The organism is Flavobacterium sandaracinum, from assembly GCF_004349135.1.
Classification (GTDB): Bacteria; Bacteroidota; Bacteroidia; order Flavobacteriales; family Flavobacteriaceae; genus Flavobacterium; species Flavobacterium sandaracinum.
The window spans coordinates 187,743-212,750 of record NZ_SMFN01000004.1 but is presented as its reverse complement, the minus strand read 5'-3'; the positions used below and the strand labels follow the sequence as shown (position 1 = coordinate 212,750).

The following is a 25,008-nucleotide window of genomic DNA, read 5'->3' as shown; positions in this document are numbered from 1 at the left end:
TTTTAACATATAAGTCATATCAGTTTTTGCAAAGTTTAAAATCGAAAGCGACGCAAGCCTTAATATGACTTATATGTTTAAAAAAAATATAGATGTTTGACGGAACAAACTGCACTTAACAATGAAAAAACTCTTTCTACATATTACTTTGTTTTTTTCATTGGTTTGTTTTTCGCAAAACGAGCAGTTAGCACAGTATTATTACGATAAAGGTGATTTTGAAAAAGCAAAAATCAGCTATGAAGAGTTGCTGAAAGAGATTCCGTTAAACTCACAGTATTTTTTAAGAATAATTGATTGTTCTCAGCAATTACAACAATTTGAAAGTGCCGAAAAAGCAATTCAACAACGGATTGAAAAATACAATCAAGGAAATCTTCTGGTAGAATTGGGGTATAATTTTCAGTTGCAAAAAAAGGATGATAAAGCCAAGATGCATTATGATCAGGCATTGGACCGAATCAAAAAAAATCCAAATGAAGTCTATGGAATTTCAAATGCTTTTGAGCGAAAAGTATTGCTCGATTATGCGTTGAAATCCTACCAAACCGCTACAGAACTAGAAGCAAATTTTAATTTCAATTATCAAATAGGGTTGCTATACGGTCAATTGTCTAATTTGGAAATGATGATTTCCACCTTTTTGGATGAAGCGTTTGCGAATCCACAAAACTCCATTAGAATCCAAAATCAGCTGGTTCGTTTTATGGTTGACGAAGGCGATGCAAATTTCAATGAACTATTACGCAAAGCATTAATTTTGAGGACTCAGAAAAATCAAGATATTTTTTGGAACCATTATTTGAGTTGGTTTTATGTACAGCAAAAAGAGTTAGAAAAAGCATTTATTCAGGAAAAAGCCATTTACAGACGCAATCCAGAAACGCTTGTGAATATTGTGAATTTAGCTCAACTGGCGATTGACGAAGAGAATGAAGAAGCGGCTAAAGAAATTTTAGGCTTTGTGTTGGAAAACACGCAAGATTTAGAACTCAAGATTCAAGCAAACTCGTATTTGCTTACGATGAAAATTGAAAAAGCCACTGAAAAAGACTTTACAGCTATCAGCACGGAATTAGACGATTTGTTGAAACAATTTGAAATAACTCCTTTTACCTTATCTTTGCAGCTGATTCAGGCACATTTCACAGCTTTTAAATTAAAAAAACCAGAAGAAGGAAAGGCAATAGTCAAGAGAGCACTGGAATTGCAATTGAATGATTATGAAGTGGCTAATGCCAAAATGGAACTGGCAGATATTTTGCTGTATGAAGAGAAATTCAATCAAGCTTTGATTTATTATTCGCAGATTGAATTGGATTTGAAGAATGATGTAATGGCACATGAAGCGACTTTGAAAGCCGCAAAAACAAGTTATTTCAAAACTGATTTTGAATGGGCTTTGAAACAATTCAAGGAATTGAAGTCAGCAAATACGCAATTGATTGCGAATGATGCTTTGGAATATTTTCTATTAATCAACGATAATACGGTTGCCGATTCCACGCAAACAGCTTTGAAGCAATTTGCAAAAGGAGATTATCTGTTGTATCAAAACCGAAATCAGGAAGCGATAACGCAGTTTCAGTCGATTTTAAAAAATCATAAAGGACAAGAAATTGAGGCTGTGACGCTGTTGCGATTGGGCAAAATATACGAAAAGAAAGGTGATTTTGCTTTGGCTTTAAGCCAATACCAAACGATCATCGACCAACATAGCGACGGAATTTATATAGATGAGGCGCTGTATTTTTCGGCAGAAATTTATAACAAGCAATTAATTCCTGAAAAAGCGAAACCGCTGTATGAAAAGATATTGTTCAATCATCAGGACAGTATTTATTTTGTGGAAGCTAGGAAGAAATTCAGGCAGTTGCGGGGAGATACGATAGCCCCCTAACTCCCGAAGGGGGAATTAAAGGAACACTATAAACAATGAATTTTTGCTATAATTATAGCGAATGGTATATAAATTAATGACTTTTTTAACCCTACTTACCCCTAGTAGGATTCCCCCTTTGGGGGTTAGGGGGCTGATATGATACTATACAACGTTACTACAAACATACACGAAAGTGTTCACGATCAATGGATGATTTGGATGCAACACAAGCACATTCCTGAAATTCTGGCTACAGGAAAATTCTCTGCTGCAAGAATGGTACGGGTTTTAATTGAAGAAGAAATGGGCGGAGTAACCTATTCTGTTCAATACACGACGGATAGCAAGGAAACTTTGGAGAAATATTATCAGGAAGATGCTCCAGGTTTTCGTGAAGAAGGATTAAAATTATTTGGAGATAAAATGCTAGCTTTTAGAACAGAATTAGAACTGATTGCAGATTATAAATAGCCATGGAAATCCATTTTCAAACCAAAGAGGAAAGCAACAGAAAGCAATTGGAGGATTTTTTGAAATTGTCCAAAGTAGAACGTTTTTATCAATTTTTGCGTTTGATGGAGAAGGTTAATCAATTTCCTATGAAGCATAAAAACGACACAAATTCGAATTTTATTATTCAAATAAAATCAAGCTGAGATGTTTCAAAAATGGGAAGAAAATATTAGTCAATTCATTTCTATTGCCAATAAACATAATTTCAGAATGTTGATGGTTGGCGGAGGAGCAGTAAATTTTCATGGATACCAGCGTCATTCAGCAGATGTCGATTTTTGGATAGAGACCACGGATGAAAACTTTAAAAAATTAGTATCCGTTTTTAATGAAATGGGATATGAAATTGATGATTTCCCCGAAAATGTAAAAAAACAAGAACAAAATATATCCGTTAAATTCTCTCCGGTAGACTTAGATTTAGAATTAATCACAAAATTTTCTGTAAATAAAACTTTTGCAGAAGCGTTTGAAAGTAGTGAAGAAGTACAAGTGAAGGACACTCTCTTTTTAAAATGGAATGTACTGTCATTAGAGGATTTAATAACAAGCAAAATTAAAGCAAACAGGCCTAAGGATTTATTGGATATTCAGCAATTGCGAGAAATAAACAAAAATCAATAAATTAGGGTAATAAAAAATACTGGAAAGTATTCAGCATAAAAATGGAAAAAGTAAAAGCCAAAAAACACCTCGGACAACATTTCTTGAAAGATGAAAGCATTGCAAAAGACATTGCCGACACGTTGAACTTAGAAGGATATGATGATGTACTAGAGATAGGTCCGGGAATGGGCGTTTTGACAAAATATTTATTGGATAAACCGGTGAATACCTACGTTATTGAAATCGATACGGAATCAGTGACGTATTTAGACGAAAATTATCCAAAATTAAAAGACAAAATCATTTCTAAAGATTTCTTAAGGTATAACATCAACGAGATATTCGAAGGAAAGCAATTCGCTATCATTGGGAATTTCCCGTATAATATTTCGACTCAAATTGTATTTAGGACTTTGGAATACCGTGATCAGATTCCCGAATTTGCCGGAATGTTCCAGAAAGAAGTAGCGCAACGAATTTGTGAAAAAAAAGGAACAAAAGCCTATGGAATTCTATCGGTTTTGGTTCAAGCCTTTTACGATGCGGAGTATTTATTTACGGTAGATGAAAATGTTTTTATTCCGCCACCAAAAGTAAAATCGGGAGTTTTACGTTTACGTAGGAAGAAAGATTATAGTTTGCCTTGCGGCGAAAAGTTGTTTTTTACTGTAGTAAAAACTGCTTTTCAACAACGACGCAAAACGTTACGAAACAGTTTAAAAACCTTAAATTTGTCCGATAGTTTGAGAGAAGATGAAGTTTTCAATCTTCGACCAGAACAATTAAATGTAGAACAGTTCATTGAACTTACCCAAAAAATAGAAGCCGATGGAGTTTAAAATCAGCAAAGAATTAATTCAGGAATTAGAGCAACTCATTCAAAACAAAAACGACCAGCAACTGGAAGTTTTGTTGAATGATATGCACCACGCTGATATTGCTGAAATTCTAGATGAGCTTGATTTTAATGAAGCGACCTATATTTTTAAAGTTTTAGACAGTGAAAAAACCGCTGAAATTCTTCTAGAATTAGAGGATGATTTGCGTGAAAATATATTAAGCAGGCTTTCGCCAAAAGAGATTGCGGAAGAGTTAGATGAGTTGGAAACCAATGATGCAGCTGATATTATTGCCGAGCTTTCACAAGATTTGAAAGCCGAAGTAATATCAGAACTTCAGGATGTGGAGCACGCCAAAGATATCGTTGACTTATTGCGTTATGACGAAGATACTGCTGGTGGAATCATGCATAAGGAATTAGTTAAAGTCAATGAAAATTGGAATGTGCTTACTTGCGTCAAAGAAATGCGCATTCAGGCCGAAAATATTTCCAGAGTCCATTCGATTTATGTGGTGGATGATGAAGACCGACTCAAAGGACGTTTGTCGCTCAAGGATTTATTGACTACTTCTTCCAGAACGCCTATTAACGATGTTTATATTAGGAAATTGAACTCGGTAAAAGTAGATACTGAAGATGTTGAGGTGGCCAGAATAATGCAAAAATACGATTTAGAAGCCATTCCAGTTGTAGATGAATTAGGAAGACTAGTAGGGCGAATCACCATTGATGACATTGTAGATGTAATCAAGGACGAGGCCGATGAGGATTACCAGTTGGCAGCAGGTATTTCGCAGGACGTAGAAGCGGATGACAGCATATTTGAACATACAAAAGCACGTTTGCCATGGCTGGTTTTGGCTCTTTTGGGGGGATTTATCTCTGTAAAAGTGCTTGGGTTATTTGAAGGAGCGATGCTTGAACATGGAAATTTGTTCTTTTTCACGCCATTGATTGCCGCCATGGCAGGAAATGTTGGCGTACAATCCTCGGCAATTATTGTTCAGGGTTTGGCTAATAATACCTTGAGCGGCTCTTTGTTTAATAGATTGTTAAAGGAAGTGTCATTGAGTTTGTTAAACGGAGTGATTCTGGCTACGATATTATTTTTAGGAAGCCATTTCCTGTTGGATGTTGAAATCATCATAGGCGTAATTGTTACCGTAGCATTGATGTCGGTAATTATTATTGCTTCATTAATAGGAACTTTTGTTCCGTTATTGCTAGATAAATTTGGCATTGATCCCGCATTGGCAACCGGACCGTTTATTACAACCAGTAATGATATTTGCGGAATTTTGATTTATTTTTCGATTGCCAAGATGATTTTAGGGTTTTAAGAGAGAATAGAATATAAAAATAGAGGGAAGAGGCAAGAATATAGAGAAAATAATAAAGAGAATAGAATATTGAGAGGGAATTAAACGACAAGCTAATACAACTATAACTACACAACCAACACTTTTCCTTTACGAATCATTATCTTTTGGAGAATTTTCCAGAATATTAGAGAGTAGGAGTGGAGAGGAAAAACCACAACCAGCATGAAAGTACACATCATTGGCGGAGGAAACTTAGGTGTTTCTATCGCATTAGGATTATCAAAATTTTCACCAGAAAATCAAGTTACTATAACCCGAAGAAATACCTCCAGTATTCTGTATCTTGAAAAATTAGGAGCAACAGTTTCCACTAATAATATTCATCAGATTCAGGAAGCTGATGTTATTATTTTAACAATAAAACCCTACCAAGTAGATACCGTTTTAGCCGAAATCCTTCCTGTAATTTCCAATAAAATCATCGCTTCGGCAGTGAGTGGATTGTCCATAGAAAATTTACAAAACAAAATCGGTACGGCTAATAGTGCGATCCGAATCATGCCTAATATTGCAGCACAGTTTGGCGCATCAGCCACCTGTATTGCATTTCACGAAAAAGACAAAGATAAAGCACAAGATGTCGTTTCTCTTTTTCAGAGCTTAGGAACTGCTCCTATTATTGACGAAAAATTAATGGATGCGGCAACCGTTTTGGCGGCAAGCGGAACTGCTTTTGCGTTGCGATACATTCGCGCATCGATGCAAGCCGGTATCGAAATAGGTTTTGACTGGCAGACCGCATTAGCCATTTCAGCACAAACCGTGAAAGGCGCTGCCGAAATGCTACTCGAAGAAAAGGTACATCCAGAACAATTAATTGACCGTGTAACTACGCCACAAGGCTGCACCATAGCTGGATTGAACGAAATGGAAATGCATGGATTCAGTTCGTCTTTGATAAGAGGAATCAAAACTTCATTGAAACAAATCAAGGGATAAAATCCACATATAGTAACCCATCCTCATAAAAAAGGCCTTCTTTGCGAAAGTGTTGAGAGGGCTTTTTTTTGATATGCTGTGGGGCAGGTCGTTCCGGTTTGAGGGGTAGCTACTGCTTTCTTCCTAACAAGTGTGATAGGTGTTGCGAAACGATGAGGTACCGTTGTCTTTTATTTTTAACAGGAACTCTTGGTACAAATGAGGGGGGACAAAAAAGATGAATTAATGTAGTATATTTGGAAAAAAAAAGATGAAAAAAGTAGTTTTGCTGTGGCTAATTTTATTATCAAGCAGCTATGAAGTACAGGCGCAACAAGAACCACATAAACCACAACTCCGTCATGTCGTATTGTTTGGATGGAAAGAAGGAACGAAGCTAGCAACTATTGACAAGGTGGTGACTGCTTTCAGGAATTTAGAACATAAAATAGAACTTATTCAGGCTTTTGAATGGGGAGTCAATAACAGTCCTGAAAACCTAAGTAACGGATTGACGCACTGTTTTACAATCACATTCAACAGCGAGGCAGATAGAGATGCTTATCTTACACATCCCGATCATAAAGCTTTTGTAGCTCTTTTGAATCCGGCTCCAGATAAAGTAACTGTAGTAGATTATTGGACTACAAAGTAAAAATTAAGTCAGTAGAAAATCTAAATATTAAAAAATAAGAGAATTGGACATGAAAAAAGTAGCAGTAATTCTAATCTTAGTATTTAATCTAAATGTAAATGCTCAAGATGTAAGTGTTGAAAAATCCATTTTTGGAATCCAAGCCGGGCTTGGAACACGTGTAGGGATTTGGTTGAATAATGAAACGAAGTTGACTAATAGCATTGCTTTGAGAAGTGAAATTGGTCTTGAAAATGATTTTACAGTAGGAACTCATTATGAAGGTGCAGGTTTTATTTTGCAACCCATAGTATCCTTAGAACCAAGATATTATTATAATTTGGAAAAAAGGAACTCCAACGGTAAAAAAATAAATAATAACAGCGGTAATTATGTTTCGGTTAGAACTAGTTATCATCCAGATTGGTTTGTGATTAATTTAGACGATGCTATAACTAAAACAGCTGATTTAGCGATAGTCCCTACTTGGGGATTGAAACGTCAAATAGGTGCTCATTTTACGTATGAAACTGCTGTAGGAGTTGGCTATCGTGTAGTATATTTAAAGGAGAATTCTTTTAACGGTAATGCGACAAATGTGGATGAGGACTATAATAGAAACCAATATATAATCCATTTACAGCTATCAATTGGATATACTTTTTAGAATAAGTATTTTGAAATTATAACGAAAACTAATACTGAAGTACTTATCATCATACTAATCAGTTAATCCATTTACTTATGAATCAAGGTACAATTATAGTTAGAATGTCAAGAAGTAGTGGATTTTATAATAAATCTAATAAGTATACAATTAAAATTTCAAATGCAGTTGAATGTGAGTTGAACTATGAAAATAATCGTAAAGAGTTTTTACTTGCTCCCGGGATACATAGTGTTTTTGTAAACGATGCTACAAGTAATGAAACACAAGAAGTCAAATTAATCAAAGGGAAAGTAATGGTTATCACAGTAAAGCCAGTTCTGTCATACAAACTAGTTTTAGGTGTTTTTTTAGCAATTGTTTTCAGTAGCTTAATTATACAAATAATAGTAAATCGCGGTTTTTCACTTATGAGTTTGGTGCCACTCTTATTTTTAATCGCTATCAAGAAATCTAATTTCAAAGGCAGTTTCCTCTTAACGCAAACGAGTCCAAAATATTAGAATAACTAAAAAGCCTCGCTTACAATTGTGAGCGAGGCTTTTTAAGTAAATGAAATCTTTTAGTTGGTCTGTTTTTTTATTCTTGCGGGTTTTAAGGTGAACTTTAACCATAAAAAACCAAGTGTTCCAGCAATAAATGAAGCGACTAGAATGGCAATTTTAGAGTAGGTGATTACTTCCTCACCATCATTTTTAAAAGCCAGTAGCGTAATAAAAATTGACATCGTAAACCCTATTCCTCCCAGCATTCCTGCACCTAATATACTGCTCCATTTTAAATCTCTAGGCAAGGTACAAATCCCTAAACTCACTGCTAGGAATGAGAAGAGCCAAATCCCTAATGGTTTTCCCACTACGAGACCTAGCATAATTCCAATCGTGTTGGGGTGATTTAATCCTTCGTACCATTCACCGCCAATTGCTATCCCTGTATTGGCTATTGCAAATAAAGGAAGAATAAAAAAGGCAACTGGGTTATGTAAAAAATGCTGCAATTTATACGAAGATGTTTTCTTACCTCCGTTCCCAAAAGGAATTACAAAGGCAAGCAAGACTCCGGTTATAGTGGCGTGAACCCCAGAATTCAGCATAAAATACCACATTCCAGCACCACCAAGCAAATACGGGAAAAGCGTGTGGACTTTTCGTCTATTGAGAATGAATAAGCCACCCATAATGGCAAAAGCAATAAACAAATTCATGTAATCGATTGACTCTGTATAAAATATGGCAATGACCATAATGGCACCTAAATCATCGATTACGGCAAGCGCAGTTAGGAATACTTTAAGTGAAGTAGGGACGCGATTTCCTAACAATGATAAAATACCAATAGCAAATGCGATATCAGTTGCCATTGGGATTCCAGCACCATTTTGTGTAACTGTGCCAAAATTCAATATTAAAAAGATACCTGCTGGAAAAATCATTCCCCCAAAGGCACCAAAAATGGGCAATGCCGCGTTTTTTATGCTGGATAATTCTCCTTGGTAAATCTCTCGCTCCAATTCTAAACCAATCAAGAGAAAGAAGATTGTCATTAAACCATCGTTTATCCATTCTGTTACAGAATGGCTGCCTAATTTTGCTGCCCAAAATGCAATATATTCAGTTTGAATGGATGAGTTAGCTAATAAAATAGAGACTATTGTGACAAAAAGTAGTAAAAGACCGCCAGATTTTTCGCTTTCAAAAAAAGCTTTAAATGTTTTCGTTAATTTCATTTTTGGATTTTGATTTATTCTAAACATAAGATTTAAAATAAAAAATTATAAAACGCTAATTTACGATTTTAGGATCTAATTTCCTCCGATAAATCAATAAACCGTAATTTTTTTGTTAATTTGAAGCATCAAAAATGGAACAATTATGGACATTAAAATTCTTCACATAGATAGTAATCATCCCTTGCTTTGGGATCAACTGCAACAATCAGGATTTATAAATCACAGTGATTTTTCCTCTTCAAAAGAAGATATTGAAGCTAAAATTCAGGATTATCAGGGAATTGTGATTCGAAGCCGATTTAAGATTGATAAAGAATTTTTGGACAAAGCCACTCATTTACAATTTGTTGCGCGTATTGGAGCCGGATTAGAAAGTATCGATTGCGATTACGCAGCATCTAAAAACATTACACTTATTGCTGCTCCGGAAGGAAATAGAAATGCCGTTGCCGAACATACATTGGGAATGATTTTATCTCTTTTCAATAAATTGAACGAAGCCGATGGCGAGATACGTTCTGGGCACTGGAATCGTGAAAGCAATCGTGGTCATGAATTGGATGGCAAAACAGTTGGGATTATTGGCTATGGAAATATGGGAAAATCATTTGCTAAAAAACTCCGTGGGTTTGATGTGGAAGTATTGTGTTATGATATTCAGGAAAATGTAGGAGATGCCAATGCAAAACAGGTTTCATTAGCAGAATTTCAGCAAAAAGTTGATGTAGTAAGTTTACACATTCCGTGGACTCCTGAAACTGATAAAATGGTTGACAGCGATTTCATCAATGAATTTTCAAAACCCTTTTGGATCATCAATACGTCTCGTGGAAAGAATATTGTCACTGCTGATTTAGTTTCGGCTATACAATCCGGTAAAATTCTCGGTGCAGGTTTAGATGTTTTAGAATATGAGAAATTATCTTTCGAAATCCTATTTACTGATAAAAATACACCGGAAGCTTTTCAATTTTTATTGAAGGCTAAGAATGTGATTTTGACGCCACATATCGCCGGTTGGACATTTGAAAGCCACGAACGATTGGCGCAAGTCATAGTTGATAAAATAAAAATGAAATATTTTGGTCAAGCCAAAGCTGTTGAACCGGAAAAACGGGTTACGGGAATTGGAGGTTTCTTTTTTAAATCAAACAATCCGAAAGAATTGGTAGCTTGGTATGGAAAACATTTGGGATTAAAAACGGATGATTTTGGTTCGACTTTTTGGTGGAAAGATAACGAAGGAAATGACTGTTCTACGCAATGGTCGCCATTTGCAGCCGATACCACTTATTTTGCGCCAAGCGAGAGACCATTCATGCAAAATTTCAGAGTGGAGAATTTAGAACGTTTGTTGCAAAAATTATCTGATGAGGGTGTAACAATTGTAGGTGATGTGCAGACTTATGAGTATGGAAAATTTGGCTGGATTTTGGATGTCGAGGGAAATAAGATCGAACTCTGGGAGCCAATGGATGCTACTTTTCAATAAAATCTATATTTTAACCAACGAAAAATAACCTTAAAAATACAATTTATGGAGAATTCAAAAATTGAAGAATGGAATAATCCTCGACCAGTTCGTCAAGACAATAAAAAACTTCCTGCTGGAATCCTAGCGATACTTTTGGGCCCTTTAGCAATCCATAAATTTCTTTTGGGATATACCACCGAAGGGATTATCTGGTTAGTGATAAGTCTTTGTACTTGTGGAACGGTTACCTACATATTTGGTATTATCGAAGGAATAATTTATCTGACAAAATCGGATGAGGAGTTTTATCAAACTTATCAAGTAGGTAAAAAAGGTTGGTTTTAATAGATAAGAAATCCCGATTTTTTAATCTTTTGCAATCGGTGGTTATAAAGCAAAAATTAGACAGTTAACATCGTCATATTATAACACATGGACGCCGCGGATCTGAATCAATAAAAACGGATTTAATAATCTATGAAAATCCGTTTCATCCGCTCAATCTGTGGCTAAAAAGGACGAAGTTAGAACGTGTTGATCGCGGCAACTATGTCCTATAATTCTGAAATCAATCTTCTTTATCAGCTAATTTTCGCTCGAGTTCCGCTTGAAACTCTTCCATCACAGGTTTCATAGTGCTTTCTGGAATATCAGCAATTCGGATATACATCAATCCATCAACGGCATTGTTAAACAGCGGATCCACATTAAAAGCGACCACTTTTGCATTTTGTTTGATGTATTTTTTTATCAAAACTGGCAAACGCAAACTGCCTGGTTCTAATTCATCAATAATTTTATCAAACTTATTCAAATCAGCTTCAGTTTCATTAAAAATGAAATCCTTATCGGCGTCTTTCAGTTTTACCTTATATGCTTTCTTTGGGTGAATGTATTGTGCAATGTAGGGGTCGTAATAATTGGACTTCATGAATTCAATCATCAACGATTTAGAAAAATCTGAAAATTGATTGCTGATACTTACGCCTCCCAGTAAAAATTTGTGTTCTGGATAACGTAAAGTCGTGTGCATAATTCCTTTCCAAAGCAAGAAAAGCGGCATTGGTTTCTGTTGGTATTCTTTGATGATAAAAGCTCTTCCCATTTCTATAGATTTGTGCATCATATCATGTAATTCTGGTTCAAATCGGAACAAATCGTTGAGGTAGAAACCATTTATTCCATATTTTGGATAAATTTCTGAACCCAATCCCATTCGATATGCACCAGCAATTTTATTGGCTTCATTGTCCCATAAAAAAAGATGATGGTAATATTGATCGTGCTGGTCTAAATCAATGGATTCATTTGTTCCTTCGCCCACTTCACGAAAAGTAATCTCTCGTAAACGACCTATTTCATGGAGGATATTCGGAATTACATGTGCTTCAGCAAGAAATACTTCGTAATTTTTACTCTGTAAAAGCCTACAATCGGTACTTCGTAAAGCATCTACCTCTTTGGTCATTTTATCTTGACTAGCTGCAGTTACAATAGTCTTTGGACTTTTAGGGATTTTTAAAGTAGGCGTTGGCAAAAAAGGGCTTTCTTTTTCAAAAGGATTTGCCAGCATGTAGGTTTTTTTTCTTAAAAATTCTGAATATTCTTCCAGTGTTGTATGTTCGTTTTGCTCACTTACTGAAATGGCTTTACCAATACGCACTTTGATTACACGGTGTTTTTGACTAAACACCTCAGAAGGTAGTTTTGCCGTTCTAAAAGTGCCGCTTATTTTAGAAAGCAAATAAAATAATCGGCTGTTTTTTGCATGAAAATAAATCGGGACAACAGGAACTTGGGCCTTTCTAATGACTTTGATAGCGCCTTCTTCCCAAGGTTTATCTACCATCAGTTTTCCATCTTTATAAGTAGAAACTTCTCCGGCTGGAAACATGCCTAGCGGCTTTCCATCACTTAAATGGCGAAATGTTTCTTTTAATCCTACCACACTTGACTTAGTATCTTTGTGATTTTCAAAAGGATTTACAGGCATGATGTATTTCTTGAGCGGGGCAATACGATGCAAAAGAAAATTAGCAATAATTTTGAAATTAGGTTCTCTCTCTAGCATTAATTTCAACAGCAAAACACCATCTATTCCTCCTAATGGATGATTTGAAATGGTAATATAAGCACCTTCTTTTGGTAAGCGTTTTAGATCTTCTTCCGGGATTTCGAATTTTATTTGTAAATCATCTAGTATGCCATTCAAGAAATCAACTTCCGTTAAATGTTTATTCCTGTCGTATACTTTGTTTAAAGTAGAGATTTTTAGCAACTTCATCAACATCCATCCGGAAAAAGTTCCAAGGACTCCGTATTTGTCAACATTTATTGCTTTTGCAACTTCTTTCGCGGTTACTAAACCCATGTATTTTTTCTTTTTTAGAGCAAGAAACAAAGATAGCAAAAAACTCCATTTTCTCTATTTTTATGAATCAAACTTCTACTTTTTTGTTACATTTGAAACCCACATACAAACAATATAATTTTTTCCGATAAAATAAAAAAGTGGGTTCCTGACAACGGCAGGTAAAAATAATTTTTTCGGAAGAATTTCAAAAAAATATTCAATGAGAATTATTTCATACAACGTCAACGGAATCAGGGCCGCTATTTCTAAAGGATTTATAGACTGGTTGCAGCATGCAAATCCGGATATTATTTGCCTTCAGGAAATTAAAGCAACCGAAGACCAAATTCCAGTAGACGATATTACAAAAGCCGGATATCCCTACCAATATTACTATTCAGCAACCAAAAAAGGGTATAGTGGTGTAGCGATTCTTTCTAAAGTCAAACCTAATAGTGTTGCACATGGCACCGGAATTCACCACATGGATTTTGAAGGAAGGAACCTTCGTGCTGATTTTGATGATTTTTCAGTGATGAGTTTGTACTTGCCATCGGGGACAAATATTGATCGATTGGACCATAAATTTACGTTTATGGATGATTTTCAAAACTACATTAACGAACTTAAAAAAGAAACGCCAAACCTGATTATTTGTGGTGATTACAACATTTGCCACGAGGCAATCGACATTCACGATCCTATCCGAAACAAAAACGTTTCCGGGTTTTTGCCGCAAGAAAGAACTTGGCTTGACGGATTTATGAAATCTGGATTTGTAGATAGTTTTCGACATTTTAACAGTGAGCCTCACCAATATACATGGTGGAGTTACCGCGCCGGAGCCAGAGGAAACAACAAAGGCTGGCGCATTGATTATAATTTAGTTAGTGATTCTTTAAAACATAAATTAAAAAGAGCCGTTATTTTATCAGATGCAGTGCATTCGGATCATTGCCCAATTTTAGTGGAATTAGAGTAAAAGTTATTGCGAGGAATGAAGCAATCTGGAGCTATTTACTTCGTCAGTTCGCTTCGCTCGTGTCCCGCTTTACTCTGCAATCTTCTTGTTTTTGGCAGCAAAAACAACAAGGATTTCCGTTTCAATCGGGGCTAGGGGATCCGAATACAATTTGAGTTTTTGTTTTCAAAACAACAAGGATTTCCGTTTCAATCGGGGCTAGGGGATCCGAATACAATTTGAGTTTTTGTTTTCAAAACAACATTAGAAACAACATAAATACAAACAAAATGATTAAAAAAGTTTCCATCGGATTAGTAGTATTGGCACTTTCAACTTCCTGTGTGTCCAAGAAAATATACAATGACTTAGAAAGTAAATACACCGATTCCAAAAAAGAAAACAGAAGTTTAGCAGATGAAAATGCCGATTTGTTAAAAGCTAAAAACCAATTAGAATTAGATCGTGATGGTTTGAAAACGGATTTAAGCAAGTCTAAATCAGAACTAGATAAGTTGAAAGCAGATTATGCCGCGGCTCAAAATAAATTCAAAGTCTTACAAGATTCGTATGCTGCTTTAGAAAAAAATAGTGGAGATGCTTTGCAAAGCAACATGAAGAAAAACCGTGATTTGCTGGAACAATTAGACGAAAAAGGAAAAGCATTGGCAGTAGAACAAGAGCGATTGAGCAAAAGCGCACAACGTTTGCAAGAATTAGAGGATTTGATTGCTGCCAAAGAAGCCAGCATGAAAAAACTAAAAGAGACCTTGTCTAATGCTTTAAATAGTTTTGAAGGAAAAGGGTTGACCGTGGAACAAAAAAATGGCAAAGTGTATGTTTCTATGGAGAACAAACTACTTTTCAATTCTGGAAGTTGGGCGGTAGGTTCCGAAGGGAAAAAAGCAGTTATAGAATTAGGTAAAGTTTTGGGTGACAACCCAGAAATAGCTGTTCTTATTGAAGGTCATACAGATGATGATGCCTTCACGGCTTCAGGTCCAATTGCGGATAACTGGGATTTATCGACCAAAAGAGCTACGGCAATAGTGGCTATTTTGAGTGAGAACAAAAAAATCAACAAAGAAAACTTAACGGCTGCTGGAAGAGGAGAATTTTCGCCTTTGACAAGCAATGCAAACGCTGATGGAAAAGCTAAAAACCGTAGAATAGAAATCATTCTTACGCCAAGATTAGATGAAATCGCCGAAATGTTGAATGAAATAAATTAAAAAGAAGCAAAGTTTCAAAGAGGCAAAGGTTCAGAGTGTATGCTTTGAACCTTTTTTTATTTTCTACGAGATATTTTATAAAACAACGTCCAGTTTTATGAGTTTAAACATTAAGGAATTAGGAAGATTAAGCGTAATTCTTATCGAATCTTAATTTCTTAATAGTTTAAAAAAACCTTTTCTTTTACCGCTAATTCGCTAATTTTATCTTTGGAATGGAGCTTTTTAATTTGCGAATTCGCGGTTATATTTTGTAAACGTTTCTCAATTTTCTGTTAACTGTAAATCTAAACAACAAACTAATTTTATCTTTGTTTTCGAAAATAAAATACAATTTCCTTAAAAATGAAATACACAACTTTACCAAATACTGATATAAAAGTCAGCAAAATCTGCCTTGGAACCATGACTTTTGGCCAACAAAATACAGAAGCTGATGGTCATGCCCAAATGGATTATGCTTTAGAAAATGGAGTCAATTTCTTTGATACTGCCGAAATGTACTCGGTGCCAGCGCGTCAGGAGACCTATGGGAGCACCGAGAAAATCATTGGAACTTGGTTGAAAAAAACTGGAAAGAGAGAACAAATAGTTTTGGCTTCTAAAATTGCCGGACCCAATCCGAATTTTGGCTACATGAGAGAGCAATTAGATTTTTCACCAGCTAGCATCAAGTTTGCATTGGATAAAAGTTTACAACGCCTTCAAACGGATTATCTGGATGTGTACCAGTTGCACTGGCCAGAACGCAAAACGAATTATTTTGGCCAACGCGGTTTCAAAGTCCAGGATGATGCTTGGAAAGACAATATTCATGATGTGTTAGAAACATTAGACAGTTTTGTCAAAGAAGGAAAAATTAAAAATATCGGACTTTCAAATGAAAATCCTTGGGGAATTATGCGTTTTCTAGAGGAAAGCAAATACAATGATTTGCCACGAGTGAAAACGATTCAAAATCCGTATTCATTATTGAATAGACTTTTTGAAAACGGTTCTGCCGAAGTTTGTTTGAGAGAAAATGTAGGTTTATTGGCGTATTCGCCGATGGCTTTTGGGGTTTTGTCCGGTAAATTCCTTACTGGTGAAGTTCATCCAAATGCCAGAATTAAGTTGTTTCCTCAGTATTCCAGATACAACAGCGCACAAAGTACTGAAGCTACAAGATTGTATCAGGAAATCGCCAAGAAGAATGGACTCACTTTGACAGAGTTGTCTTTGGCATTTATAGAACAGCAACCGTTTGTAACCAGCACGATTATTGGCGCTACAACTTTGGAACAATTAAAAGAAAATATAGATACAATTAAAGTGTCACTTTCAGAGGATATTCTAAAAGCGATTGATGAAGTTCAAACTGTTATTCCTGATCCGGCACCGTAAATTAAAAAACCATTTTTTGTCATACCGATAAAGGAGAAATCTCATTGTGTGGGATTCCTCCTTTGTCTGAATGACAATATAATAGCAAATTTAAACCTTGTGAACTTGGCGACTTCTTCGTGAACTTTGTGGTTAAAGCTGTGCCATTAAAGATCAAATTCGTCATCAACGGCTAAGGAATCCACCTTTATTTGCGTTGAATCTTGTACTTTGAATTTGATAAAAGATTTGGCAGGTCCTGAAATTAATATAGGTAACGACTTGTAAATAGTGTCTTCTGGTGTCAAAAGTCCTCTTCGAAGCATGATGCTGGTCAAGAATGATTCCTGTTTTATCGCAAAATCTTTCAACATCCCTTGATCGTTAATCTGATACATGAATTTCTTAGGACTCGGGATAATTCTGGCAAGATACAAACATTCGTTCAGCGATAATTCTGCAGGTGTTTTTTGGAAATAAAACTGACTTGCTTCACCAATTCCATACACATTTGGACCCCATTCGATGATATTAAAATACACTTCGAGCATGCGTTCCTTGCTCACAATTCGGTTGTTTTCCAAAATGTAAACCAATAGAATTTCTTCCAGTTTGCGAGATACTGTTTTTTCCCGACTCAGGAAAGCATTTTTCACTAATTGCATGCTAATGGTACTGGCACCGCGTGCAAATTTTTTGGTCCGAATGTTTTTGACGATAGATTGCTTGAAAGCTTCGTTAATAAATCCTCTATGACTAAAGAAAGAGGGATCTTCGGTTGTCAAAACCGATTTTTGTAAATAGGGCGAAATTTGGTCCAAAGGCGTGTAGTTTGGATTCGCATTTCCTACCAAAACACCTCGTTGAAACACATTGTTGATTAAAGCCCGATACATAAATTCGCCATTAAGTTTGTTTAGATTGGCTTCGCCGTATTTTGTAATTCTTAGGTTTTCTTTCTTCAATTTACTGTCAAAAACCAGCTGATTGGGTTTGTTTTGGTTGAAAGCAAAATCCAATTTATAATCAAAAGTTCCAGTGGCTTCCATTCCCTGAAAATGGGTAAATAATCCGTCAGGAAGCGAGGTAATAAAATCCTGCGCTTTCATTTTTGGTAGGTTTACTTTGAATTTATAAATGGTATCTTTCTCTGTTTCGTAAGCCAAGTAGGGATGAAATTTTATCTTATTCAACTGAACCGTTGAGCTGCTGTCAATAGAAATAAAATCAGATCCTAGTAAAAAGCGGTAATCGAATTTGGCGTTTTTTAATAATACATCTTTACTAGCGATTTTTGGGTGGTTGAGTTTTAAATTGGTAATAGCCATAAAGCCATCAATATGCAATTCATCACCATCTCTATCTATGTTTTGAATATTCAATCGGATGGAATCAAAGCTGGATTTTAGGTTGAAACGCTCGTCTAAATAAGGCATCTGGATGGCACCCGTATCAATATTGGCGAAACGAATATCCGCTTTTTTATTTCTTGGATCGGCAAATCCTTTAATTCTCCAACGTTGTGAAATGGTATTGGTTTGCACTTTTATCGAAGTTTCTAGTTGTTTGTTGACCAATCGCAGTTTTTGAAAATTGATGGTTGCTTTTTTCCCATTATCATCGAGTCGGAAAGAAAGATTGTCCAGAATCATATCCGTTGGTACTAAATTCAGTGCTTTTGAGATGATTCTATAGGTAAACTTCGCGTAATCTTTTTTCTCATCGCGTATTTCTGTTTGATTGTCTTTTTTTAGAAAAGCATCAAAATTTCTTACTTTTCCTTTTTTTACTAACTGTACAAAACCGTTCTGGACTTCTAAAGTTCCCAGTTGCACATCGCCAGATAGCAGCTGCCATAAATTGACACTGGTTTTTAGTTTTTGAATTTTAAACAGCGTGTCTGCATTTTTAGGAACTAGTATTATTTCGGTAAGATTCAATCCTGATAACCCGTCAAAAGAAGCTTTTTTTATCGTAAAAGTGCTGTTGTAATCGACTTCCATTTCGTGTGAGACCTTAGCGATGGTTTGTTGTAAAACGGCATCGCGAAATATGTAAAAAGCAATAATCATTAGTACAAATAATACAAAAAGTATTTTCGCAGCAAGGATTAATTTTTGTTTTCCGGTTCTCATAAATGATTTGGATACTTGATAAAATCTAAAATAAATGGAGTTTAGAATCTCGTCTATAAAGAAAAGCAAAATAATACTAAAGGAAAGTTTTTTATAGTTTTCTTTAGAATTTTGATGGTTAATTTAATTTCGTTCAATTGTAAACACAAAAAAACTACAAACACAAAGTCTTGTAGTTTCTAAATTGTTGTAGAGCCGTTAAATGAGCTTTATAGCTTTGGTACTTTATATTCGTGTGGATTGTAGAACCTTCGAACTTTTTCCACAATCTGGTTTAAGGTCATTTTATCTGCTGTTTCTACTGCTTTAAGTTTTCCGGGTTCAATTAAATGATCCGTGATTAATTTTTGTTCCAGTTTAGTTTTGGTTTGCGCTGGACCAAAAACAATAAGTTCATCCGATTTTTTAACATACGAAAGAACTGATTTTATAAAGTAATCCAGCGCTTGTTTTTTTCGTTCGTCAAATTTTTTATCACTATTGCCATGATGAACTCCTGAGAAAGTTCCTTTATTGCCTTCGTCATTATGATGTACACTGTTTTCAACCTCAGAATCTATTTCGGTAATTTTTTCTGTATCACCATCAAGAGCAACAATTATTGCTTTTGAAGAATCTATCCAAATGCCAGTTTGTCTTTTCATGTCTTTGCTATTTTAAAATTAAAGTAGAGTGTTTGATGCTGTATTATTGCAAAAGAATTGCGCTTAGTTGACTTATTAAAACGTGTTCTGATTTATTTTTTCCTGAAAAAGAAGAAGCTATTGCGTTGGCGGTTTTTAGAATTAAAGCATTCATTTCTGATGTAAACAAGTGTTGATGTTCTTCTTTGAAAATTTTAAAGTCGGGAATCACTTGTTCCAATTCCCATTCATTGGCGACAAGCCAGTCAAAAACAATTTCGATTTCATACGCAGTGTCGTCGCCAAATTCATTGAAACTATTTTCCAGCGGAAGCCATTCTGTTTTTATAATTTGTTTCAGTTGGTCGATTTCTTCTTTACGAATGGTTTTGTCTATGGCCGCAATAGTATAGAAAACTTTGCCTAAGTGTTCGTATAAATGAGTCATAGTTTGGTGTGATGGTTTCATTTTTATTTTCGTAATGTATTGTTAAACATAAAGTTACGAAAAATAATTATACGAAAATGATATTCAATCTATAAATGATTTAAGCCATTATGAAAAGTTTACTTTTTTAGTGTAAATGGGGAGTCTGAATACCTATTCGTAAAATTCGAGAGAAGATCGTTTTAGATAGTAACTTTAATGTTACGTTTAAAAGAAGTTGTATTTGATGGAGTTTTTTTAAGTTTTATCATTAATGGCCAAATTATGTAGTCAACTGTAATGAATTAAATTCTAAGGTATTTTAGTTAAATAAATAAACCACCATGAAATATGAGTTCTTGGTGGTTTACTTAAGAAATTTAATGTTTTGAGCTATCCAAACAACTCGCTGGCAACATCTTCGATTTTCGCCACTAAGCGAATTTGGATTCCGGTATTTTTCAACGCAATTTTATTGTATTTGGATACAAAAATGGTCGAAAAACCTAATTTCTCGGCTTCTTGAATACGTTGGTCCACGCGGTTTACCGGACGAATTTCGCCTGAAAGTCCAACTTCACCAGCAAAACAAAAATCTTTATTGACTGCAATATCTTCATTCGAAGATAAAATGGCAGCAACAACAGCCAAATCTATCGCCGGATCATCTACTGAAATTCCACCAGTTATATTCAGGAATACATCTTTGGCGCCAAGCCTAAAACCAGCTCTTTTTTCTAATACTGCCAAAATCATGTTTAATCTTTTGGCATTGTAACCCGTGGTGCTGCGTTGCGGAGTTCCGTACACTGCTGTGCTTACCAAGGCTTGAATTTCAATCATCAAAGGGCGCATGCCTTCTAATGTGGAGGCAATTGCAGTTCCGGATAATTCCTCATTTTTATGTGAAATCAATATTTCCGATGGATTTGAAACTTCTCTCAAACCATTGCCTAACATTTCATAAATACCAATTTCGGCAGTAGAACCGAATCGGTTTTTTAACGAACGTAAAATGCGATACACGTGATTTCTATCGCCTTCAAATTGCAAAACGGTGTCCACCATGTGTTCTAGGATTTTTGGTCCGGCGATGTTTCCGTCTTTGGTGATGTGACCAATCAGAATCACGGGAATATTGGTTTCTTTGGCAAATTTGATCAGTTCGGCTGTGGTTTCCCGTATTTGAGAAATACTTCCCGGAGTAGATTCAATATAATCCGTATGCAAGGTTTGAATGGAATCGATAATCACGATTTCCGGTTGTATAGCTTCAATTTGTTTGAAGATGTTTTGTGTTTTGGTTTCCGTGAGAATATAACAATTGTCTCCGCTTGGCGTGATTCTTTCGGCACGCATTTTTATTTGTTTCTGACTTTCCTCACCGGAAACATATAAAGTTTTGTAAGGTAATTTTAAGGATATTTGAAGCAATAGCGTGCTTTTTCCAATTCCGGGTTCGCCACCCAAAAGGATCAATGAACCGGGAACGATTCCGCCTCCTAATACGCGATTCAGTTCGGCGTCAGTGGTGTCCATTCGGATTTCCTGAGCCGAATCAATTTCGTTTATTCGTAACGGTTTTGGTGCTTTACTAGTTGCTGCTGATTCGCTTTTCCAAGCTATTTTTTCTTGTTTTTGTATAATCTCTTCCGCAATCGTATTCCATTCTTTACAGGAATTGCATTGTCCTTGCCATTTGGCATATTGTGCGCCACAGTTTTGGCAAAAAAAAGTTGTTTTTACTTTTGACATTATCTTTTTGGTGTTTGACTGATCATATCATCATATTTCTCCATCATCATGTTTTTTGTAAGGTCACCAATTTCTTCTAATTGCGAAGCGGTTTGATATCGTTTTGCTGCTTTTTTCAGGTCACCTGTTTTTTCATACATCAATCCCAATTCGTAATCTCCAAGCATTGATTTTGGGTAGTTTTTATTGGCAATCTCTGCTAGTTTATCCAGTTCTGAATAGGCTTTGTTCTTAAGAATTGCAGCTTCAATGGCTTTGAAATCGTTGACGCGAATGGGTATTTTTAAACCTAAATTTTTAGATAAAACCTCATATTTATTGGTCAAATAATCCACATATCCTGATTGAAGAATGACAATTTTCTCCGAATATTCAGTTGAAGAAATGGGTTTATACGTATCGAAAAATTGGTACAAAGCATTTGGAATCGAATACAGAACCAGTGAATAATGAGATGCACCTTTGAAAGTATCAAACTTGTAATTTAGTAACGGATTAGTAATCAGTTTTATATTTGTGTCTAATTTTTTGATAGAGGCTTGCAGTTTCTTTACATCGCCATCACCATTGGATTGATAATAAAAAACAGGTTGTTTTAGTTTTGAAAGTTGCTCTGGAATTCGGTTTTCCATATCTGGAGCCAGTTCTGGACTCAATGAAATGTAGGCATTAAAAATAGGATTGTCTTTGTACAGAAAAAAATTCAAAAATCCCGCAGTCGTGTCATGACCGGCGATGATGCGGAAAGGGGCAACAGGATATTTTTTCTCGATGTATGGCAACAACTCTGCTCCAATGAATTCGAAAAATTTAGCGCCTTTTCCAGAAGGAACACCATCAGCTTCGTCATAATTGCAGTCGTCAAATCGTTCGTTGTTTTTGTTTTGGCTAACGCCAACAATGATGGTTTCCGGTAAATCATCCCAATAGGATCCATAATTTAAGGCACCGTAGAAAGGTTCAAAAAGATAATCGCCATCCAATAAAACGAGAATAGGGTATTTTTTATTTGGATTTTTTTCAAAAGAAGGTGGGAGTCCAATGGTTATTTCTCTGCTTTCACCAAGCACTTGAGAATCGAAAGCAATCACAGATTTTTGTGAAAATACGGAAATAGAAAAGAGTAGTAAGAGTATTAGTTTTTTCATGATTTGGTTTATTTTAGAAAGTACATAATACTCTAAATAAGCGCAGGCAATATAAACATTATTGTTTTTAATTGAAAATGAATATCGGTAAATAGTACAATTGCGCTTTGATCTCAAGGACCGAACTAACGTTTAAAAAATAGCCACTAATTCTCGGATTTAAAATGCAAAAATCAGAGAATCAGTGGCTACAAAATGTTGTTGGATTTATTCGAATAGAAATTAAGTCAACGAATTGTCATTTTCATTTGGAAAAATAACCCATGGTTTGAAGGTTTTCGCTTCTTCGAAATCTAGAGTTGCGTAGGAAATGATGATGATGATATCGTCTTTTTGAACTTTTCTAGCTGCAGGACCATTAAGTGTAATGGTTCCTGAATTTTTTTCGCCTTTGATAGCATAGGTTTCAAAACGTTCTCCGTTGTTGATGTTTACAATGGAAACTTTTTCGCCTTCAATAATATTTGAAGCTTCTAACAATGATTCGTCAATAGTGATGGATCCGATGTAATTTAAATCGGCGCCGGTTACCTTAACGCGGTGAATTTTTGATTTTAATACTTGAATTTGCATGCTACAAAAGTAAATTAATTTAGTGAAATGGTGTCAATTAAACGAATATTGTTGACTAATACGGCTATGAAAGCGCGGTATTTTTTATTTTTATTTTTTCGACTGCATGATAAAAGCGTTGCTTCATCAGCAATGGTGAAATATTCTAAAGTGAAATTGGGATTGTTGTCAAATGATTTTTGAACCCATTCTGAAATTTTAGCGGTACTATTTTTTGAAAATTGCTCTTTTACGGAGCTAAGAATTTTGTAGATAATGGATGCTTCTTCTCTTTCCTGCACAGATAAACGCTCGTTTCTGGAGCTCATAGCAAGTTCATTAGCCTCTCTATAAATAGGACAGCCAATTACGTTTACTTTCAAGTGGTTTTTAGCCACCATTTTTTTTACAATTTGCAATTGTTGAAAATCTTTCTCGCCAAAATAGGCGTTAGTAGGTTCAATAATCTCAAAAAGTCGCTTTACAATGGTTCCCACACCATTAAAATGTCCGGGTCTAAATTTGCCTTCCATTTGGTTTTCCAATCCATCAAAATCGAACGATTCCGAAACCGGTTTTCCGTCATAAATATCTTCAACTGTTGGCGCATACAAGATGATATTTGGATCCAAATTGGTCAGTTTTTTTACATCTTTATCCAGTGTTCTCGGGTATTTTGCTAAGTCTTCAGGATTGTTGAATTGCGTAGGATTTACAAAAATACTCACTACAGTATTTGTGTTTTCCGCCAATGATTTTTGCATTAAAGCCAAATGACCCTGATGTAAAGCACCCATAGTTGGAACAAATCCAATAGTGGAATGGCTTATTTTTAAAGGTTTCAAATAGTCCATTAAAGATGCTTTTCCGTAGAAAATTGGCATGGCAGTATTATTAAAATTAAATGCAAACTTACTATTTTAGTTAATAACTGCATAAATTTTTGTAATTTTGCATGGTTTTTATTGCCAATAAATAAAGTAAATTACAATATGAAAGATAAGAGGATATTATATGTATCATCTGAAGTGGTGCCGTATCTCGCTGAGAACGAGGTCTCTCTAATGTCTTATGACGTTCCAAAAATGATTAATGATCAAGGCGGACAGATAAGAATTTTTATGCCAAGGTATGGAAATATTAATGAGAGAAGACACCAATTGCACGAAGTAATTAGACTTTCGGGGATGAATTTGGTAGTAAATGACTTGGATATGCCATTGATTATAAAAGTAGCTTCTATCCCAAAAGAGAGAATTCAAGTGTACTTTATTGACAACGATGAATATTTTAAAAGAAAAGCTACGTTTACGGACGAAGAAGGGGTGATGTATCCTGACAATGACGAACGTGCTATTTTCTTTGCTAAAGGAGTTGTTGAAACCGTTAAAAAACTCAATTGGGTTCCAGATATTATACATGTTCATGGATGGATGGCTGCTATGTTGCCTATTTATATGAAGCATTTTTATAAAAATGAAGCCTTGTTTTCTGAAACAAAGATTGTTACTTCTGTTTACAGTCAGTCCTTTGAAGGAACTTTGAATGTGGAAATGATCAATAAAGTAAAATTTGATGGAGTTCCCGCTGATGCAATTGAAGATTTGGCAATACCAGATTACGAAAACATTATAAAGTCTACCATAAAGCATTCTGATGCAGTCATTATTGCCTCAGAAAACCTCTCTTCAAGTTTAACAAAATTTATAGAATCTTCAGGAAAACCTTTTTTATCTTTCGCTCCGAAAGATGCATTCGCAGAAGCGTATACTAACTTTTACATAAACGAGGTTCTTTAAATTAAACTTTTTTAA

23 protein-coding genes and 1 pseudogene are annotated in these 25,008 nt (G+C 35.3%); 15 read left to right on the top strand and 9 right to left on the bottom strand.

All coding sequences use genetic code 11. The annotated features are described in order from the left end of the window. The first annotated feature begins 121 nt into the window (after nucleotides 1–121). The 9 genes from E0F91_RS05370 to E0F91_RS05325 all read left to right on the top strand — a co-directional run bounded on the left by E0F91_RS05370 (nucleotide 122) and on the right by E0F91_RS05325 (nucleotide 7,946). The gene (locus E0F91_RS05370; protein ID WP_132065302.1) at nucleotides 122–1,900 is read left to right on the top strand and encodes a tetratricopeptide repeat protein; all 1,779 of its coding nucleotides are present in this window, start codon (nucleotides 122–124) and stop codon (nucleotides 1,898–1,900) included. Nucleotides 1,901–2,038: 138 nt separating this feature from the next. Further along, nucleotides 2,039–2,353 carry a DUF4286 family protein gene (locus E0F91_RS05365; protein ID WP_073352377.1) on the top strand — a complete coding sequence of 105 codons (315 nt, stop codon included), beginning with the start codon at nucleotides 2,039–2,041 and terminating at the stop codon, nucleotides 2,351–2,353. Nucleotides 2,354–2,539: 186 nt separating this feature from the next. Continuing rightward, complete coding sequence (locus E0F91_RS05355) at nucleotides 2,540–3,019, top strand: nucleotidyl transferase AbiEii/AbiGii toxin family protein (RefSeq protein WP_132065300.1); 480 nt, start codon at nucleotides 2,540–2,542, stop codon at nucleotides 3,017–3,019. Between the two features lie 41 nt (nucleotides 3,020–3,060). After that, nucleotides 3,061–3,840: a 16S rRNA (adenine(1518)-N(6)/adenine(1519)-N(6))-dimethyltransferase RsmA gene (rsmA, locus tag E0F91_RS05350; protein ID WP_132065299.1), complete on the top strand. Its 780-nt coding sequence runs from the start codon at nucleotides 3,061–3,063 to the stop codon at nucleotides 3,838–3,840. Then, entirely contained in the window at nucleotides 3,830–5,182 is a 1,353-nt protein-coding gene (mgtE, locus tag E0F91_RS05345; protein ID WP_132065298.1) for a magnesium transporter, read from the top strand. Before rsmA ends, mgtE begins: the two co-directional genes overlap by 11 nt. A 204-nt stretch (nucleotides 5,183–5,386) precedes the next feature. Next, on the top strand, nucleotides 5,387–6,163 hold the full coding sequence (gene proC / locus E0F91_RS05340) for a pyrroline-5-carboxylate reductase (protein WP_132065297.1): 777 nt from the start codon (nucleotides 5,387–5,389) through the stop codon (nucleotides 6,161–6,163). Nucleotides 6,164–6,413: 250 nt separating this feature from the next. Then, nucleotides 6,414–6,797: a Dabb family protein gene (locus E0F91_RS05335; RefSeq protein ID WP_132065296.1), complete on the top strand. Its 384-nt coding sequence runs from the start codon at nucleotides 6,414–6,416 to the stop codon at nucleotides 6,795–6,797. Nucleotides 6,798–6,846: 49 nt separating this feature from the next. Further along, nucleotides 6,847–7,443 (top strand): hypothetical protein, encoded by a 597-nt coding sequence (locus tag E0F91_RS05330; protein ID WP_132065295.1) that lies wholly within the window; start codon nucleotides 6,847–6,849, stop codon nucleotides 7,441–7,443. Between the two features lie 77 nt (nucleotides 7,444–7,520). Next, on the top strand, nucleotides 7,521–7,946 hold the full coding sequence (locus E0F91_RS05325) for a hypothetical protein (protein ID WP_132065294.1): 426 nt from the start codon (nucleotides 7,521–7,523) through the stop codon (nucleotides 7,944–7,946). 59 nt (nucleotides 7,947–8,005) lie between these two features. Here the strand turns inward: E0F91_RS05325 and nhaA are convergent, their stop codons facing one another. Then, on the bottom strand, nucleotides 8,006–9,169 hold the full coding sequence (nhaA, locus tag E0F91_RS05320) for a Na+/H+ antiporter NhaA (protein WP_132065293.1): 1,164 nt from the start codon (nucleotides 9,167–9,169) through the stop codon (nucleotides 8,006–8,008). 145 nt (nucleotides 9,170–9,314) lie between these two features. Between nhaA and E0F91_RS05315 the strand changes: the two are divergent. Then, a pseudogene (locus E0F91_RS05315) lies at nucleotides 9,315–10,253 on the top strand (2-hydroxyacid dehydrogenase); the annotation flags it as partial. Nucleotides 10,254–10,709: 456 nt separating this feature from the next. Then, entirely contained in the window at nucleotides 10,710–10,991 is a 282-nt protein-coding gene (locus tag E0F91_RS05310; protein WP_207919032.1) for a TM2 domain-containing protein, read from the top strand. Nucleotides 10,992–11,214: 223 nt separating this feature from the next. Here E0F91_RS05310 and E0F91_RS05305 read toward each other — a convergent pair whose 3' ends face one another. Further along, nucleotides 11,215–13,017: a GNAT family N-acyltransferase gene (locus E0F91_RS05305; protein ID WP_132065291.1), complete on the bottom strand. Its 1,803-nt coding sequence runs from the start codon at nucleotides 13,015–13,017 to the stop codon at nucleotides 11,215–11,217. Between the two features lie 202 nt (nucleotides 13,018–13,219). Between E0F91_RS05305 and E0F91_RS05300 the strand changes: the two genes are divergently transcribed. From E0F91_RS05300 to E0F91_RS05290, 3 genes are all read left to right on the top strand, one after another. Then, entirely contained in the window at nucleotides 13,220–13,981 is a 762-nt protein-coding gene (locus tag E0F91_RS05300; protein WP_132065290.1) for an exodeoxyribonuclease III, read from the top strand. 269 nt (nucleotides 13,982–14,250) lie between these two features. Next, entirely contained in the window at nucleotides 14,251–15,192 is a 942-nt protein-coding gene (locus E0F91_RS05295) for an OmpA/MotB family protein (RefSeq protein ID WP_132065289.1), read from the top strand. Between the two features lie 345 nt (nucleotides 15,193–15,537). After that, nucleotides 15,538–16,575, top strand: coding sequence for an aldo/keto reductase (locus tag E0F91_RS05290; RefSeq protein ID WP_132065288.1), 1,038 nt, complete (start codon nucleotides 15,538–15,540; stop codon nucleotides 16,573–16,575). A 146-nt stretch (nucleotides 16,576–16,721) separates the two neighbouring features. Here E0F91_RS05290 and E0F91_RS05285 read toward each other — a convergent pair whose 3' ends face one another. From E0F91_RS05285 to panC, 7 genes are all read right to left on the bottom strand, one after another. Beyond that, nucleotides 16,722–18,689 (bottom strand): transglycosylase domain-containing protein, encoded by a 1,968-nt coding sequence (locus E0F91_RS05285; RefSeq protein ID WP_132065287.1) that lies wholly within the window; start codon nucleotides 18,687–18,689, stop codon nucleotides 16,722–16,724. A gap of 209 nt (nucleotides 18,690–18,898) precedes the next feature. Continuing rightward, nucleotides 18,899–19,333 carry a hypothetical protein gene (locus tag E0F91_RS05280; RefSeq protein ID WP_132065286.1) on the bottom strand — a complete coding sequence of 145 codons (435 nt, stop codon included), beginning with the start codon at nucleotides 19,331–19,333 and terminating at the stop codon, nucleotides 18,899–18,901. A 43-nt stretch (nucleotides 19,334–19,376) separates the two neighbouring features. Continuing rightward, nucleotides 19,377–19,781 (bottom strand): hypothetical protein, encoded by a 405-nt coding sequence (locus E0F91_RS05275; protein ID WP_243698842.1) that lies wholly within the window; start codon nucleotides 19,779–19,781, stop codon nucleotides 19,377–19,379. Nucleotides 19,782–20,132: 351 nt separating this feature from the next. Next, entirely contained in the window at nucleotides 20,133–21,494 is a 1,362-nt protein-coding gene (radA, locus tag E0F91_RS05270; protein WP_132065285.1) for a DNA repair protein RadA, read from the bottom strand. Then, a complete protein-coding gene (locus E0F91_RS05265) occupies nucleotides 21,494–22,642 on the bottom strand; it encodes an alpha/beta hydrolase (protein WP_132065284.1) in 1,149 nt (382 codons plus the stop codon). The genes radA and E0F91_RS05265 overlap by 1 nt, the downstream gene beginning before the upstream one ends. Before the next feature lie 222 nt (nucleotides 22,643–22,864). Continuing rightward, entirely contained in the window at nucleotides 22,865–23,215 is a 351-nt protein-coding gene (panD, locus tag E0F91_RS05260; protein ID WP_073352340.1) for an aspartate 1-decarboxylase, read from the bottom strand. Between the two features lie 14 nt (nucleotides 23,216–23,229). After that, entirely contained in the window at nucleotides 23,230–24,078 is an 849-nt protein-coding gene (gene panC / locus E0F91_RS05255) for a pantoate--beta-alanine ligase (RefSeq protein WP_132065283.1), read from the bottom strand. A 108-nt stretch (nucleotides 24,079–24,186) separates the two neighbouring features. Between panC and E0F91_RS05250 the strand changes: the two genes are divergently transcribed. Beyond that, entirely contained in the window at nucleotides 24,187–24,993 is an 807-nt protein-coding gene (locus E0F91_RS05250; protein ID WP_132065282.1) for a glycogen/starch synthase, read from the top strand. The last annotated feature ends 15 nt before the right edge of the window (nucleotides 24,994–25,008 follow it).